14 protein-coding genes are annotated in these 14,073 nt (G+C 68.3%); 8 read left to right on the top strand and 6 right to left on the bottom strand.

Annotated features, from left to right (window positions below; translation table 11 throughout):
• The first annotated feature begins 59 nt into the window (after positions 1 to 59).
• The gene (locus ACTMS2_RS08595) at positions 60 to 977 is read left to right on the top strand and encodes an LLM class flavin-dependent oxidoreductase (RefSeq protein WP_441174928.1); all 918 of its coding nucleotides are present in this window, start codon (positions 60 to 62) and stop codon (positions 975 to 977) included.
• A 15-nt stretch (positions 978 to 992) separates the two neighbouring features.
• On the opposite strand, the gene ACTMS2_RS08600 is transcribed toward ACTMS2_RS08595, so the two are convergent.
• Positions 993 to 1,961 (bottom strand): restriction endonuclease, encoded by a 969-nt coding sequence (locus ACTMS2_RS08600; protein WP_441174929.1) that lies wholly within the window; start codon positions 1,959 to 1,961, stop codon positions 993 to 995.
• A 188-nt stretch (positions 1,962 to 2,149) separates the two neighbouring features.
• On the opposite strand from ACTMS2_RS08600, the gene ACTMS2_RS08605 reads away from it, so the two are divergent.
• The gene (locus ACTMS2_RS08605; RefSeq protein WP_441174930.1) at positions 2,150 to 3,688 is read left to right on the top strand and encodes a type I restriction-modification system subunit M; all 1,539 of its coding nucleotides are present in this window, start codon (positions 2,150 to 2,152) and stop codon (positions 3,686 to 3,688) included.
• Positions 3,685 to 4,896, top strand: a complete 1,212-nt coding sequence (locus tag ACTMS2_RS08610) for a restriction endonuclease subunit S (protein ID WP_441174931.1) — start codon at positions 3,685 to 3,687, stop codon at positions 4,894 to 4,896. Before ACTMS2_RS08605 ends, ACTMS2_RS08610 begins: the two co-directional genes overlap by 4 nt.
• A gap of 193 nt (positions 4,897 to 5,089) precedes the next feature.
• Here the strand turns inward: ACTMS2_RS08610 and ACTMS2_RS08615 are convergent, their stop codons facing one another.
• Together ACTMS2_RS08615 and ACTMS2_RS08620 are read right to left on the bottom strand one after the other, a co-directional pair.
• Entirely contained in the window at positions 5,090 to 5,281 is a 192-nt protein-coding gene (locus tag ACTMS2_RS08615; RefSeq protein WP_441174932.1) for a DUF397 domain-containing protein, read from the bottom strand.
• Positions 5,272 to 6,036, bottom strand: a complete 765-nt coding sequence (locus ACTMS2_RS08620; RefSeq protein WP_441174933.1) for a DUF5753 domain-containing protein — start codon at positions 6,034 to 6,036, stop codon at positions 5,272 to 5,274. The genes ACTMS2_RS08615 and ACTMS2_RS08620 overlap by 10 nt, the downstream gene beginning before the upstream one ends.
• A 384-nt stretch (positions 6,037 to 6,420) precedes the next feature.
• Between ACTMS2_RS08620 and ACTMS2_RS08625 the strand changes: the two genes are divergently transcribed.
• Together ACTMS2_RS08625 and ACTMS2_RS08630 are read left to right on the top strand one after the other, a co-directional pair.
• A complete protein-coding gene (locus ACTMS2_RS08625) occupies positions 6,421 to 6,717 on the top strand; it encodes a hypothetical protein (protein ID WP_441174934.1) in 297 nt (98 codons plus the stop codon).
• Entirely contained in the window at positions 6,714 to 6,962 is a 249-nt protein-coding gene (locus ACTMS2_RS08630; RefSeq protein ID WP_088999129.1) for a flavin reductase, read from the top strand. The genes ACTMS2_RS08625 and ACTMS2_RS08630 overlap by 4 nt, the downstream gene beginning before the upstream one ends.
• A 124-nt stretch (positions 6,963 to 7,086) precedes the next feature.
• On the opposite strand, the gene ACTMS2_RS08635 is transcribed toward ACTMS2_RS08630, so the two are convergent.
• The 3 genes from ACTMS2_RS08635 to ACTMS2_RS08645 form a co-directional block, all read right to left on the bottom strand.
• Positions 7,087 to 7,539 carry a SitI3 family protein gene (locus tag ACTMS2_RS08635; RefSeq protein WP_441174935.1) on the bottom strand — a complete coding sequence of 151 codons (453 nt, stop codon included), beginning with the start codon at positions 7,537 to 7,539 and terminating at the stop codon, positions 7,087 to 7,089.
• Positions 7,540 to 7,550: 11 nt separating this feature from the next.
• The gene (locus ACTMS2_RS08640) at positions 7,551 to 7,961 is read right to left on the bottom strand and encodes a hypothetical protein (RefSeq protein ID WP_441174936.1); all 411 of its coding nucleotides are present in this window, start codon (positions 7,959 to 7,961) and stop codon (positions 7,551 to 7,553) included.
• Between the two features lie 176 nt (positions 7,962 to 8,137).
• On the bottom strand, positions 8,138 to 8,665 hold the full coding sequence (locus ACTMS2_RS08645; RefSeq protein ID WP_441174937.1) for a DUF6244 family protein: 528 nt from the start codon (positions 8,663 to 8,665) through the stop codon (positions 8,138 to 8,140).
• A 362-nt stretch (positions 8,666 to 9,027) separates the two neighbouring features.
• Between ACTMS2_RS08645 and ACTMS2_RS08650 the strand changes: the two genes are divergently transcribed.
• The 3 genes from ACTMS2_RS08650 (at position 9,028) to ACTMS2_RS08660 (ending at position 14,068) form a co-directional block, all read left to right on the top strand.
• Positions 9,028 to 12,441, top strand: coding sequence for a DEAD/DEAH box helicase family protein (locus tag ACTMS2_RS08650; protein WP_441174938.1), 3,414 nt, complete (start codon positions 9,028 to 9,030; stop codon positions 12,439 to 12,441).
• A gap of 104 nt (positions 12,442 to 12,545) precedes the next feature.
• On the top strand, positions 12,546 to 13,061 hold the full coding sequence (locus ACTMS2_RS08655) for a M23 family metallopeptidase (protein ID WP_441174939.1): 516 nt from the start codon (positions 12,546 to 12,548) through the stop codon (positions 13,059 to 13,061).
• Between the two features lie 107 nt (positions 13,062 to 13,168).
• Positions 13,169 to 14,068 carry a TIGR01777 family oxidoreductase gene (locus ACTMS2_RS08660; protein ID WP_441174940.1) on the top strand — a complete coding sequence of 300 codons (900 nt, stop codon included), beginning with the start codon at positions 13,169 to 13,171 and terminating at the stop codon, positions 14,066 to 14,068.
• Positions 14,069 to 14,073 lie beyond the last annotated feature (5 nt).

Consider the following 14,073-nt stretch of genomic DNA (forward strand, 5'->3'; position numbering starts at 1 on the left):
GTAGCAGAATCGCCCCCGTCGGGCTTGGTCGGTCGGGCCGTGCCCGGCAGGGTGGGCCCATGGCGACCTTCACCCTCCAGGCGACCCCGTCCGACGGCCCGAGCTGGCTGGAGCTGGCCCGGCGGACCGAGGCGGCCGGCTTCGACGCCCTGTCCACCGCCGACCATCCCGGGGCCGCCGCGTCCCCGTTCGTCGCTTTGGCCGCCGCCGCGGCGGTGACCGAGCGGATCGGCCTGGGATCGTACGTCTCGAACGCCGGCGTCCGGGAGCCGATGCTGCTCGCCTCGGACGTGGCCTCCCTCGACCTGCTCTCCGGCGGGCGGGCCCGGTTCGGCCTCGGCGCCGGCCACACCCCGGCCGAGTGGCGCGCGATCGGCCGGGAGCGCCCCGACGTCGCCGGGCGGGTGCGCCGCTGCCTGGCCGTGGCGGACGCCGTCCGAGCCCTGCTCGACGGCGAGGAGGTCAGCGTCGACTCCCCCGACCTGGTGCTTCGGGGCGCGCGGCTGGACACTCCGCGCCCGGTGCAGCGGCGGATCCCGTTCACCCTCGGCACGGCGAACTCCGCGATGCTGCGCTGGGCCGGCGCGCACGCCGACGTGGTCGGGCTGTCCGGGCTCGGCCGCACCCTGCCCGACGGCTACGCGCACACGGTGCGCTGGCGCGAGGCCGACATCGACAGGCAGCTCGACTGCGTCGCGGCCGGGGCGGCCGGGCGGGCCGAGCCGCCGGTGCTGGAGGCGCTCGTGCAGCACGTGGCCGTCACCGACGACGCCGAGGCCGCCGCCGCTCCCACGGCAGCCGACGTCGGGCTGACCGTGCCCGAGCTGCTCGCGACGCCGTTCGTGCTCATCGGCACCGAGGACGAGATCGTCGCCGCGATCGCCGGGCACCGGCGCCGCTGGGGCGTCACCCGCTTCGTCGTACGCGAGGACGCGCTCGACCCGCTCACGCCCGTGCTGGCCCGCCTCGCCGCCTGAGCGACGCACCCGCTGTCACCCTTTGTCGGCTCTGCTGCGGCGTTTCGATCCGGCATGGGCAGCAGCGCTGAGAACCAGGGCAACGGTGCCGCAGACGGCAAGCCACACCGGCCAAACGCTGTCATCGGTGGCCCCGTAACCGCACACGGCCAGAGCAAGCGCCCCGAGGCCGACGGTCCCGAAGCAACCCGAGGCGGACGGTTCGGGCTGGCCGGCCACGACGGTCGGCTGTCGCATCGGCGGATCGCGCCGCTCGTCGACCACTGACGGTTCGGGCGGCTCGGGGTCTGCTCCGACCCGCGCGTCCCCCTTCTGTCGCAGGTGCCGGAGCATCTCGCCAACCTGCTCGTGGGTAAGGGGATGCTCCGAAGACACATACTCGGCGGCTGACGGCGACGGGTTGCCCCAGGCGCTTCGGTGCTGCCGGCTCCCGACCGGATCCTGTCCGGGCCGTTCGCCGGGACGGCTTGCCGGTCTGGTCCCCGCCGTCGCCGATGGCCCGGTGCTCCGGCGTTGTTGCCGCTGCCGTGGCGGCGCTGTCGGATCCGCTGCGGGACGGGAGCGCCGCTCATCCGTGCGGCTGCCGTCTGCGGCCGACTGGAAGATCCGCCAAGCCGCGCTACTGACAGGCGTGATCAGCCCGTCGGCCGGCGAGTAGACGAAGGCAGCCATGCCCACCTCGCCGGCGTAATCCAACGCGGCTTCCGTGTAGCGGCTGTTCACGAAGAAGTAGAGCGTGCCCGGACGGTTGGCTCGCGCACCCGCCAGCTCGCGTAGCGGCCGTGGACCGATCGCTTTTCCATACCACTTGACCTGGGCGAAGGCACCCATCGCGATGACGTCGATGCCTCCGTCGGCACCCCGTTTCGTCTGACGGGCGTCGCGGTGGCCGAGCCACTGCATCCACGCCACGGCGTTCGCCTCGGCAGCGGCCCAGTCCTCGACCTTTCGCGGTGGCGGCGCGCCTTCCGGTCGCCCCTGCATTCCCCGTCCTCCTCCTGCGCGGGTGGGAACCGTAGCAGGAGGCCGATGGTCCCGGACGCCCCTCTCGTTGCGCCATCGTCCGCCACCCCCGGCGAATCGCCCCAACGCCTCATGCCGGGAATCCCGGTGGCCGGACTACGCTGCGAAGGTCAACTGGACATGGCCGACGGCATGGGGACCGAAGCTACGTGATCACCGGTGAGCTGAAGAGCAGGATCGACCGCATCTGGGACGCCTTCTGGTCGGGTGGGATCTCCAACCCCCTGGAGGTGATCGAGCAGATCACCTACCTGCTGTTCATCAAGCGCCTGGACGACCTGCACACCCTCGAAGAGCGCAAGGCCGCGCGCACCGGCAAGCCGATGACGCGCCGGATCTTCCCGGAGGGCTGCGACGAACAATGGCGCAAGTACGACGACCTGCGCTGGTCGCGGTTCAGGAGCGCCGAACCGAAGGAGATGTACGAGACCGTCGGTGAGCGGGTCTTCCCGTTCCTTCGCACGCTCGGCGGCGACGGGTCGACCTACTCCGACCACATGAAGGACGCCCGGTTCACCATCCCCAACCCGGCGCTGCTGTCGCGGGTCGTCGACATGCTCGACGGCATCCCGATGGAGGATCGGGACACCAAGGGCGATCTCTACGAGTACATGCTCAGCAAGATCGCCACGGCCGGGCACAACGGACAGTTCCGCACCTCGCGGCACATCATCCAGCTCATGGTCGAGATGACCAAGCCGACGCCCACCGACGAGATCTGCGACCCGGCCTGCGGCAGCGCGGGCTTCCTGGTCGAGGCCGGAGAGTACGTCCGCGACCACCACCCGGACGCCCTGCACGATGCGGAACTGCGGGAGCACTTCCACAAGCGCATGTTCCACGGCTTCGACTTCGACGGCACCATGCTGCGCATCGGCAGCATGAACATGCTGCTGCACGGCGTGGAAAAGCCAGACATCCGCTATCGCGACTCCCTCGCCGAGAGCGTCAGCGGCGAGTCGGAGAAGTATTCCCTGATCCTCGCCAACCCGCCCTTCGCCGGCAGCCTCGACTACGAGAGCACGTCGAAGGACCTCCAGCGGGTCGTCAAGACCAAGAAGACCGAACTGCTCTTCCTCGCGCTGTTCCTGCGGCTCCTCAAGCCGGGTGGCCGGGCGGCGGTCATCGTGCCGGACGGTGTGCTCTTCGGCTCCACCAAGGCCCACAAGGAGCTGCGGCGGATCCTGGTCGAGGAGCAGAAGCTCGACGGCGTGGTGAAGCTGCCCAGCGGCACGTTCAAGCCCTACTCGGGGGTTTCGACCGCGATCCTGCTGTTCACCAAGACCGACAGCGGCGGCACCGACAACGTCTGGTTCTACGAGGTGACGGCGGATGGCTGGAGCCTGGACGACAAGCGCACACCCCTGCTGTCAGCGGAGAAGCTCGGGCCGGCACCCGAAGTGGCGCTGACCGAGGACGAGCACGCCAAGAACAACCTGCCCGACGCGCTGGCACGCTGGTTCCGCCGTGACGATGACGAGTTGCAGCGGGCGCGCACCGAGCAGAGCTTCTGCGTCCCCAAGGCCAACATCGTCGCCCAGGGCTACGACCTCAGTCTCAACCGCTACAAAGAAGTCGTCCACGAGGAGACCGAACACCGCCCACCGCTGGAAATCCTCGAAGACCTGGAACGCCTGGAATCCGAGATCCAGCAGGGCATGTCTGACCTCAAGGCTATGCTGCGGTGAGTGCCATCGAGTGGGAAACGATACCCCTGGGCCGTTTAGTTACTTTCTACGCGGGCGGAAGTCTTCCCGAAGGTCAGCCGTACGAAGGGCAAGACGACGGCTATTTCCTGATGAAGGTTTCAGACATGAACCTTCCAGGCAATGGAACTGCGATCCTACGCTGCAATTCCTGGAGCAAGTTTCCCGGCGCGCGGTCCGCTACGTGTCCAGCAGGCGCCGTGGTCATCCCCAAGAGGGGCGGCGCCATCGGAACCAACAAAAAGCGCATCATCACCAGGCCGTCCGTGCTAGACCCGAACCTGATGGCAATCCGACCACAGTCAGACAAGGTCGACCTGGGATTCCTATACCACTGGCTCACGACGTTTGATCTCGCCTCAATCGCGAGCGGCAGTTCGGTTCCTCAACTGAATAAGCGGGATCTCGCGCCAATACCCCTCCCACTGCCGCCGGTCGAGGAGCAGCGGAGAATCGCCGAGATTCTGGGCCGGGCAGACGAGCTGCGCGTCAAGCGTCGTCAAGCCCTCGCCCACCTCGACAGCCTCGCCCAATCCGTCTTCCTCGACATGTTCGGGGATCCGCGATTGAATCCACAGGGCCTGCCCGTTGTAGCATTCGGGACCATGGTCGACGAATTCAGATACGGGACGTCGAGCAAGTCCAGCAATACAGGAAGCCCGGCTCTCCGAATTCCGAACGTGATCAACGGGACTCTCAGCTTAAAGGACATCAAGACGGTTCCGACAACCCCCGCCGAGTTCGATCGACTCAGACTCGTCGACGGTGACATTCTCTTCGTTCGAACAAACGGCAATCCTGACTACGTTGGACGTTGTGCAGTATTCGATGAACGCTTAACCCAAGGAACAGGATTTCAGCCAAACAGCTTTATTTACGCTTCCTACCTAATCCGAGCGCGGGTCAATAAGCTACGCATCCATCCAACATACGCACAGGCTTTTATGGCTGGAGCCGCAGGCAGGGCAGCCCTTCGCGATAGGTGCAAGACTTCAGCGGGGCAGTTCAATCTGAACGTTGAGAATTTAGGCTCCGTGCCGGTCCCAGTGCCACCACTCGCTAAACAGTTGAACTTCGTCCATCGAACGGCCAGCATTGATGTCGCCAGGGCGGTTCAGCGCGCGAGCCTTGCAGAGTTGGACGCGCTGTTCGCAGCGTTGCAGGATCGGGCTTTCCGGGGTTCGCTGTGATTCGGCGACTCGGCGGATAGGGGAGAACTCGATTGTCCTACAGTCGCACGTACAAGTAACGGAGCCCTGGAATTCCGTTGATAATCGGACCGAGATAACTCACCCATACCGGGTGCCGCAGTCGGCACATCCTCTGCGCGCAGAAGCGCTCGCCACTGCATCGGGGCGAGCGCTTCTGTGTGTCTGCGGTCGGTCAGCTGTGCTCGGCGACGTGGGCGACGAACGCCCGCCAAGCGAGCGGCGCGAAGATCAGCGCTGGACCGGTCGGGTCCTTAGAGTCCCGGACCCCCACGACTCCGGGCAGGTTGTCGGCGACCTCCACGCACGCGCCGCCGTTGTTGCCGCTCTTCGTGCTCTTGCGCCACTGCGCGCCGGTCAGGTCCATGATCTTGCCGCTTCCCTGAGCATCTCTAGGGACTGCGTCCGCGAGAGGGCTTCCCCGCGAATGCGTTCCCACCGTCGATTGAGCGTAGCAACTTCCGCAGCAGCCTCGATGATTTGCGCCTTCGCCTGACCATCCACGTGAGCGACCGTCGCCCCGCTGTCCAGCTCAGCGAGGATGAACGGCCCACCGAGCCCGGGATACATCCCCACTGTGGCCGGGACGATGTGCACCGACACCGCTGGCAGCTCCGCGCAGACCGCCAGGTGTGCGCACTGCTCGCGCATCAACTCTCGGTTTCCGTACACGGGACGGCGAAGGACCAGCTCGTCTATGACCGTGATCAGCAGTGGGACCTCGCGACGGAGGACTGCCTGACGCTGCATTCGCGCTGACACGAGATCGTCGATCTCCTCGGCCGTCAGCGTCTCCCCGGCCAGGGTCGCGCGCGCGTACGCCTCCGTCTGGAGCAGGCCCGGGACCCAGGCCAGCTCGAACCAGCGCAGCGCGACCGCCTCGCGTTCGATGTCTGCCCATGGTCGGAACCAGGCCGGCTCTCGGCGCTTCAGAACGTCCGGCCAGAGTTCCCCGACCTCCTTGTCTAGGATCGCAGCGACCTTGGCGCGGTGCCGCGTCTGTGGAATTCGTCCCCGGCTTGCCCACTTCGCCGCCGTCTTTGGGTCGACGCCCACCTGAGCAGCCAGGCTGTCGGCAGTCGCACCCACCTCGGCCATCGCCGCGACAACCGCATGGTTCATCCTCAGATACCTCCAAGCAGGCCCAGGAACGTTCCGAACGTCTACGAGCGATAGTCCTACGTGGTGTAGTCGGCCGGCAACCCTCGGCAAGGTGCTTTGCAGACGGCGTGTGCCGGTGGAGGACCCGAGCCCGCCGGTCGCGTTGTCGGGGCCGCCCCTGAGCGAGCGCCCGGGGCGGCCCCTTCCAATCCGCGAAGGAGGCCCCGCCGTGATGCGCTTCTGGCGCCGCAAGCCCGCCCCGCCCCCGCCGCCTCGGCCGCCCGTCGGGGGGACGAACCTGCCAGCCGCCCTGTTCGCGCCGACCCAGCCGATCCCCACCGTCCAACCCGGCCGCGCGGGGACACTGACTCCGGCACAACAGTGGCGGGCTAACGGGGGCCGCTGGTGAGCGCCGGCCCGCTGCGCGCCGGGGACGTCGTCCTGCTGACCCGCGAGGCGTCGCCCCAGTTCACCCGTCCGCTGACCGTGCGCGTGATCCGCGAGCTGACCGACCGGCACCCGTACGCCGGCTGGTTCTGGTTCGAGGGCTACGAGCTGAACCGGCGCGGCGCGGCGGTCCAGCAACGCGAGCTGTACGCCCTACGCGCCGGCATCCGCTGGCTGAGCAGGGCCAACCACGGCGTTCCGGCTGGCCGCCGCACTTCGGTTCCGCCCGTTCCCGCACGGGCAGGCACCCGGTGAGCCGCCGCAGCCGCGACCACCTGCCGAGCCGGCCCACCTGGCGCTGCTCGGCCTGCGGCATCGCCTGGCCCTGCTCGTCGGCGAAACTCCGCCTCCTCGGCGAGTACCGGGAGAGCCGGACGGCCCTGCTCGTCTACCTGGCGACGCTTCAGGTCGAGGCCGCGCAACAGCTGGCCGAGCTGGATGGCGGCACGCCGCCGGACAACCTAGCCGAGCGCTTCACCGCCTGGGCTCGCGCCCGGTAGCCGTGGGCAGCCACCACGGACGCCTTCAACTCACGCACCCGGGACAACGTTGTCGAATGCCTCATCGGGCCACAGGGCCACATTGTGCTTGCGCAGGGTCCCACCGACCAGGTCAGCACCCCCATCAACCGGTGATGAGGTGCTCCAGGTGGTAGTGATTCCACCAGCTTGTGCGGTGTGTACGGATGACGCCGTTGGTGCGGGTCAGGAGGAGGTAGTTGCCATCCTGGATCAGGGCCGCGTCCTCGTTCCGACCGGCCAGCACTCTGGCCACCGTCGTCACCATGTTGGGGATGCCCTTGTCGACCAGGTCGTCGGCGTGCATGGAGAAGGTGACGTTGACGTACGTCTCGGGTTCCCATTCCCAACGAGAGTCGCCGTCGGTGTCGGCCTCGTAATAGCCGTGCGTGCCGGAGCGGAGGGTGATGGCATAGCCGCGTTGGTCGTACAGGCGGGCGGTGAACAAGCGCCGATCCGACGTCGGTTGTGGATCCTCGCGGGGATCGGCGGCAGTCAGGACGGCGATCTCGTCGACGGGCGGATCACCGGCCAGGATCAGACGGAACTCGACGGCCATGTCTGCCCCTCTCAGTCGCGCCGGATGATCTGTTGGATCGTACCGTCGGGTTTCACCACGACCAGTTCCTTCAGCCCGTCGATGGACCAGTCGTCGAACTGGCGCCGCAGAGCCGTCATGTCACCCTTCCAGTCCTTGAGGTGCACCACCACCCGCTGGGTCTGTTCGTCATCCACCTTTTCCCGCACCTGGCTCCAGACGTTGCGCACCGACGTACGAGCTGTCGGTGAGTAGCAGTCGAAGACATGACCTTCGACGAGGTAGTCCGGATCCTCGTCAGCGTTGCCGCTGTCGCCGGTGCGAAGGCGGGCGTCACCAACTTCCTGCCGGGTCGGATTCTGGTGTATCCGGTAACCCCTGCCTGCCACGGTGTCGGCACACTCGTTCTCCAGCTCCAGCGCTCGTCGGGTGCTGGCGTCCACTCTGGGGCCGATCCTGGTACGCGATCCGGTCGGTCTGCCGTTCCTGACTCCCGTGGGTTGCCTGCTCCACGGCGGGAACTCGTCGTGGTTGTCCCGCACCTCATCAGATTCGACAGGCGGCGGCTCGTTACTGGTGGTCGGGGCGGGGCTGGCCGCTGGGCGACGGACAGCCCCGATCAATTTCCCGACGACCCCAGCTGTCGAGCCTGGTTGGTCGCCGCTTCGACGGCCTGCTGGGCGCTGCCACTGCGCTGCACGAGGAGCACCGACACCTGCTTGACGGCATCGAGGGCCCCCAGGAGCGGACCGGGTTGTCCGCCATGCAGGACCACGCTGACGATTTGTCGGGCGTTGTCGACCTGCGCTATTACCGTGGTGGTGGTCTCGCGCGCCCTGGCGACACCCTGCTGGACCGGCGCCAGTCCGGCGACGGTCTCCTGCGGAGTTGCCTGCCGTGGCACGGACGCGGCGGCGCTGTTCGCCTCCCCGACCGCAGTAGCAGCACTACTCAGCCCGGCCTGGATGGTGGAGACGGCGGCCCGTACCCGGGCTATTCCGGCAGCGACCCCGGCGAACCCCGTGCCGGCAGCCCGCACGGCGATCTCCCGGGCCTGGTTGTCAACCGCAGCCGCGAGGCGCTGGGCCCGTTCAACAGCCGCTGCCAGGGCATGCAGTTCACCGGTGATCTCTTCGATACTCGACACGTACCAGCCATCCCGACCGAGAACGGATTCCGGAGCCTGCAACCTGGGCATTCACCCTGCCCGCCGCTAGGACGAAAGGAGCACCGGCCGGGCGCCCCTTTCGTGGTCGTTCTGCGCTTTTCAGCTCAGCGCGAGCCGTTCGTCCCCGAAGTCCGCGACGATCTCCACCTTCACAACAATCGTGTTCCTTGGTTCAGACGTGCGGATTGTCATCACCACAGCGCAGCACGTACGCGGAGCGGCCCACAAGGCCCCGTAGACGCTCAGTCGGATCCACGACCATCTCGACATCCGGGCCGGAAGTGTGCGGCGCTGGCGTGAGAAGATCAGGGGCTGCTGTCGACTGTGGGGGTTGGCGCTACATGAGCAATTTTCTCTTCCTGCGTGCCGAGTGGCCCGACCTGTTCCGGGAAGCCGCCAAGGCCGAGCGGAACACGGTGCTCGATCCGCGTACCGCCTGTTTCTATGCCCGTCGCACGTTGGAGCACACCCTCACGTGGCTGTTGGAGGCCGACCGCACGCTCGCTCCGCCGTACAAGAAAGACCTGGCGGCGATGATCCACGAGCCGACGCTGCGACACCTGGTCGGGCCGGCGCTGCACGCCAAGATGGAGATCATCCGCAAGCAGGGCAACTGGGCGGTGCACAAGAGCGCCCCGGTCAAGTCGACCGATTCCCTGCCGGTCGTGCGCGAGCTGTTCCACGTCCTCTACTGGGTGGCCCGCCGCTACACCCGCGACCAGTCGCAGGTGCCGCCGAGCGCGCTCGCCTTCGACGAGACGATCATCCCCCGGCCGGCGCACGGCAGCCCGCAGCAGACCAGCCAGGCCGACCTCAAGGCGCTGGCCGACAAGCTCGCCGCCCAGGACGCGACGCTCGCCGCCGAGCGGGAGAAGAACGCCAGCCTCGACGCCGAACTGGCGAAGCTGCGTGCCCAGGTCGCCGCCGCGAAGGCCGCGAACGAGGCTCGGCCCGACGACCACGACTACGACGAGGCGCAGACCCGCGATCTCTTCGTCGACGTGCTCCTCAAGGAGGCCGGCTGGGCGCTCGACCAGCCGCGTGACCGGGAGTTCCCGGTGATCGGCATGCCCAACGGCAGCGGCGCGGGCGTTGTCGACTACGTGCTCTGGGGGGACGACGGCAAACCGCTCGCCGTGGTGGAGGCCAAGCGGGCCCGCCGCGACGCCACCGCGGGCCAGCAGCAGGCCAAGCTCTACGCCGACTGCCTGGAGCAGACGTACGGGCAGCGCCCCGTGATCTTCTGCACCAACGGCTACGAGCACTGGCTCTGGGACGACACCGCCTACCCGCCCCGCCCCGTACAGGGCTTCTACACGAAGGCTGAGCTGCACCTGCTCGTGCAGCGGCGGGAGACCCGCCGGCCGCTCGTCGGGTCGGAGATCAACGAGCGGATCGTCGAGCGGCACTACCAGAAGCGGGCCATCGGGGCGGTCGGTGAGGCGTTCGAACTGCACCGGCAGCGCCAGGCCCTGCTGGTCATGGCGACCGGGGCGGGCAAGACGCGCACGGTCATCGCCCTCGTCGAGCAGCTCATGCGGGCCAACTGGGTCAAGCGGGTGCTCTTCCTCGCCGACCGCACCGCCCTGGTCAAGCAGGCCGTCAACGCCTTCAAGGCGCACCTGCCCGAGGTGGCCACGGTCAACCTGGTCACCGAGAGGAACACGGACGGCCGGGTGTACGTGTCGACGTACCCGACCATGATGGGCCTGATCGACGAGACCGTGGGTGGCGTGCGGCGCTTCGGCCCCGGCTATTTCGACCTGGTCGTCATCGACGAGGCGCACCGCTCGGTCTACCAGAAGTACCGGGCGATCTTCTCCTGGTTCGACGCGCTGTTGGTCGGCCTCACCGCGACCCCGCGCAACGAGATCGACCGCAACACCTACAGCCTCTTCCGCCTGGAGGACGGCGTGCCCACCGACCACTACGACCTGGACGAGGCGGTCGAGGAGAAGTACCTGGTTCCCCCGCGCGCGGTGTCCGTGCCGCTGAAGTTCCAGTGGGACGGCATCCGCTACGACGACCTCAGCGAGGACGACAAGGAGCGGTGGGACGCCCTGGACTGGGGCGAGGACGGCCCGCCGGACGGGGTCGACCCGGACGGGGTCAACAAGTGGCTATTCAACACCGACACGGTCGACAAGGTGTTGCAGACCCTGGTGACCCACGGGCACAAGGTCGCCGGCGGGGACCGGCTCGGCAAGACGATCATCTTCGCCAAGAACAAGGACCACGCCAACTTCATCCGGGACCGCTTCGACCTCGCCTACCCCCACCTGGCGGGTCACTTCGCCCAGGTCATCACCCACCAGGTCGACTACGCCCAGAAGCTCATCGACGACTTCTCCGTCAAGGAAAAGGCCCCGCACATCGCGATCTCGGTGGACATGCTCGACACCGGCATCGACGTGCCCGAGGTCGTCAACCTGGTTTTCTTCAAGGTCGTACGGTCCAAGTCGAAGTTCTGGCAGATGATCGGCCGCGGCACCCGTCTCTGCCCCGACCTGTACGGGCCGGGCCAGCACAAGCAGGACTTCTACGTCTTCGACTGCTGCCGCAACTTCGAATACTTCAGCCAGGACGTGCCGGTCACCGAAGGGTCGCTCGGCCAGTCGCTCACCGAGCGGCTGTTCAGGGCGCGGCTCGAACTGGTCTACCGGCTCGACCAGCGCCTGCCGGCCGAGGCCGAGCCCGAGACCGACGGCACCCGCAGCGAGGCCGGCCTGCGCTGGGACGTCGCCCACCACCTGCACGAGCGCGTCGCCGGCATCAACCCGGAGAACTTCGTCGTACGCCCCAAGCGCCGCGCCGTGCAGTTCTACGTCGACTTCGCCAACTGGCACCGGCTGACGCCGCAGGCGTACGACGAGATGGGGCGCCACCTCGCCGGGCTGCCGAGCGCGGTCAGGGACGACGACGAGACCGCCAAGCGCTTCGACCTGATGATCCTGCGGCTCCAGCTCGGCCAGCTCGACGGGAAACCGGCCGACGAACGGCTGCGCAGGCAGGTGCAGGAGATCGCGTCGGCCCTGCTGGAGCAGACCAGCATCCCGGCGATCCGCGAACAGCAGGAGCTCCTGGACGAGGTGGCCGGCGACGAGTGGTGGCAGGACGTCACCCTGCCGATGCTGGAACGGCTGCGTCGCCGCGTCCGGTCGCTGGTCCGGCTGATCGAACGCTCCCGGCGCACCATCGTCTACACCGACTTCGCCGACCAACTCGGCGAACTGACCGAGGTCACCATCCCGCGGGCGAGGATCGGCACCGACCACGAGCGGTTCCGGATCAAGGCCCGCGCCTACCTGCGCTCCCACGAGGATCACCTGGCGTTGCAGAAGCTGCGGCGAAACCGGCAGCTCTCCCCCGCCGACCTGGCGGAGCTGGAGCGGATGCTGACCGAGAGCGGCGCCGGTGCCGCCGAGGACGTCGAGCACGCCCGGCAGACGACGGACGGACTCGGGCTGTTCATCCGGTCGCTGGTCGGCCTGGACCGGGCCGCGGCCGTGGAGGCGTTCGACGAGTTCCTCGTCGGGCGGAGCCCCACGAAGAACCAAATGCACTTCATCCACATGATCATCGGTCACCTGACGCAGAACGGGATGATGGAGGTCGACCGGCTCTACGAGTCGCCGTTCACCGAAATCGCCCCGCACGGGCCGGAGTCGCTCTTCGCCTCCGACGACGTGGACCGCATCGTCTCGATCCTCAAGTCCGTACGCGCCACCGCCGCGCCGGCTCACGAGGTGGCATAGCCGCCCGGAGCCAGCGCATCAATAGCCTTCGACCGCTTCCGGTCCTCGGAGCTTTCTGACATCATCCGGCAGATACATCGAAGGTTATGACCGTGGAGGTTCGGATGCGTACCCGTCTGACGAGTTCCCTCAGCGTCGCCCTGCTGGCCACCGCCGCGTTCCTGGTGCCGGCGTCGCCCGCCGCCGCCGCGCCGTCGTTCCGCACGCCGTTCCCGTGCAACCAGACGTGGTCCGGTGAGACCCGCACCGGGCACAGCCCGCAGTACGCGATCGACTTCAACCGGGCCAACGACCACGGCGATCCGGTCAAGGCCAGCGCCCCGGGCACGGTGGACGTCGTCGCCAACCTCGGCGACACCAGCTACGGCCGGTACGTGCGGATCAACCACGGCAACGGGTACACCACCTACTACGCCCACCTGAGCGGATTCAACGTCTCGGTCGGCCAGTCCGTCGGTTACAGCACCACCATCGGGTACGTGGGCAACAGCGGCGGCTCCGCCGGCTCGCACCTGCACTACGAGCAGCGCCTGAACGGCAGCGACATCAAGGTGCGCTTCAGCGGCAACCTGGCGCTCTACTTCGGGACGCGCAACTACACGCGTACCGCCGGCTGCTGATCCACCGGGACGCGGCGCGCCGACCGTCCGGTCGGCGGTCGCGCCCGGTGGGGGTGCGCGACCGCCTCAGCGCATCCGATCGGCCCTCCGTGCCCGAAGATGGGAGCATGCGGATCCTCATCGCCGGCGCGTCCGGCTTCCTCGGCACCCGGCTGGTCGACCGGCTCACGGCGGACGGCCACCAGGTAACCCGGCTGGTCCGCCGGCCGCCGCGCACCGCCGACGAGCGGCAGTGGAACCCCTCCGCCGCGCAGCTCGACCCGGCGGTGGTGGCGGAGGCGGACGCGGTGGTCAACCTGGCCGGGGCGGGCGTGGGCGACAAGCGGTGGAACGACGAGTACCGGCAGCTGATCCGTTCCAGCCGGGTCGACACCACCACCACGCTGGCGATCACCATCGCCGGCCTGTCCCAGGCCGACCGGCCCGGGGCGCTGCTGAACTCCTCGGCGGTCGGCTGGTACGGCGACACCGGCGACCGGGCCGTCGAGGAGGACGCTCCGGCGGGCGAGGGCTTCCTGGCCGACGTCTGCCGGGTCTGGGAGGCCGCGACCCGGCCGGCCGAGGACGCGGGCGTACGCGTCGTGCGGCTGCGCATCGGGCTGCCGCTGCACCGCGACGGCGGACTGCTCAAGCCGCAGCTGCTGCCGTTCCGGCTGGGCATCGCCGGCCGGCTCGGCAGTGGCCGGCAGTGGCTGCCGTGGATCTCCATGGCGGACTGGCTGGACGCCACCCGGTTCGTCCTGGACCGCGACGACCTGGTGGGGCCGGTCAACCTGGTCGGGCCGGCCCCGGTGACCAACGCCGAGTTCACCCGGGAGCTGGCCCGGCAGCTGCGCCGACCGGCGATCGTCCCGATCCCGGCGCTGGCGTTGAAGGTGGTGCTGGGCGGCTTCGCGCACGAGGCGCTGACCAGCACCCGCGTCCTCCCCGGCGTGCTCACGGGGGCCGGCTTCACCTACCGCCACCCCACCCTGGCCACCGCCCTGCACGCGGCCCTCACCGATTAGCGCGG

The sequence above is a fragment of the Micromonospora sp. SD12 genome (assembly GCF_052068495.1).
GTDB lineage: Bacteria > Actinomycetota > Actinomycetes > Mycobacteriales > Micromonosporaceae > Micromonospora > Micromonospora echinofusca.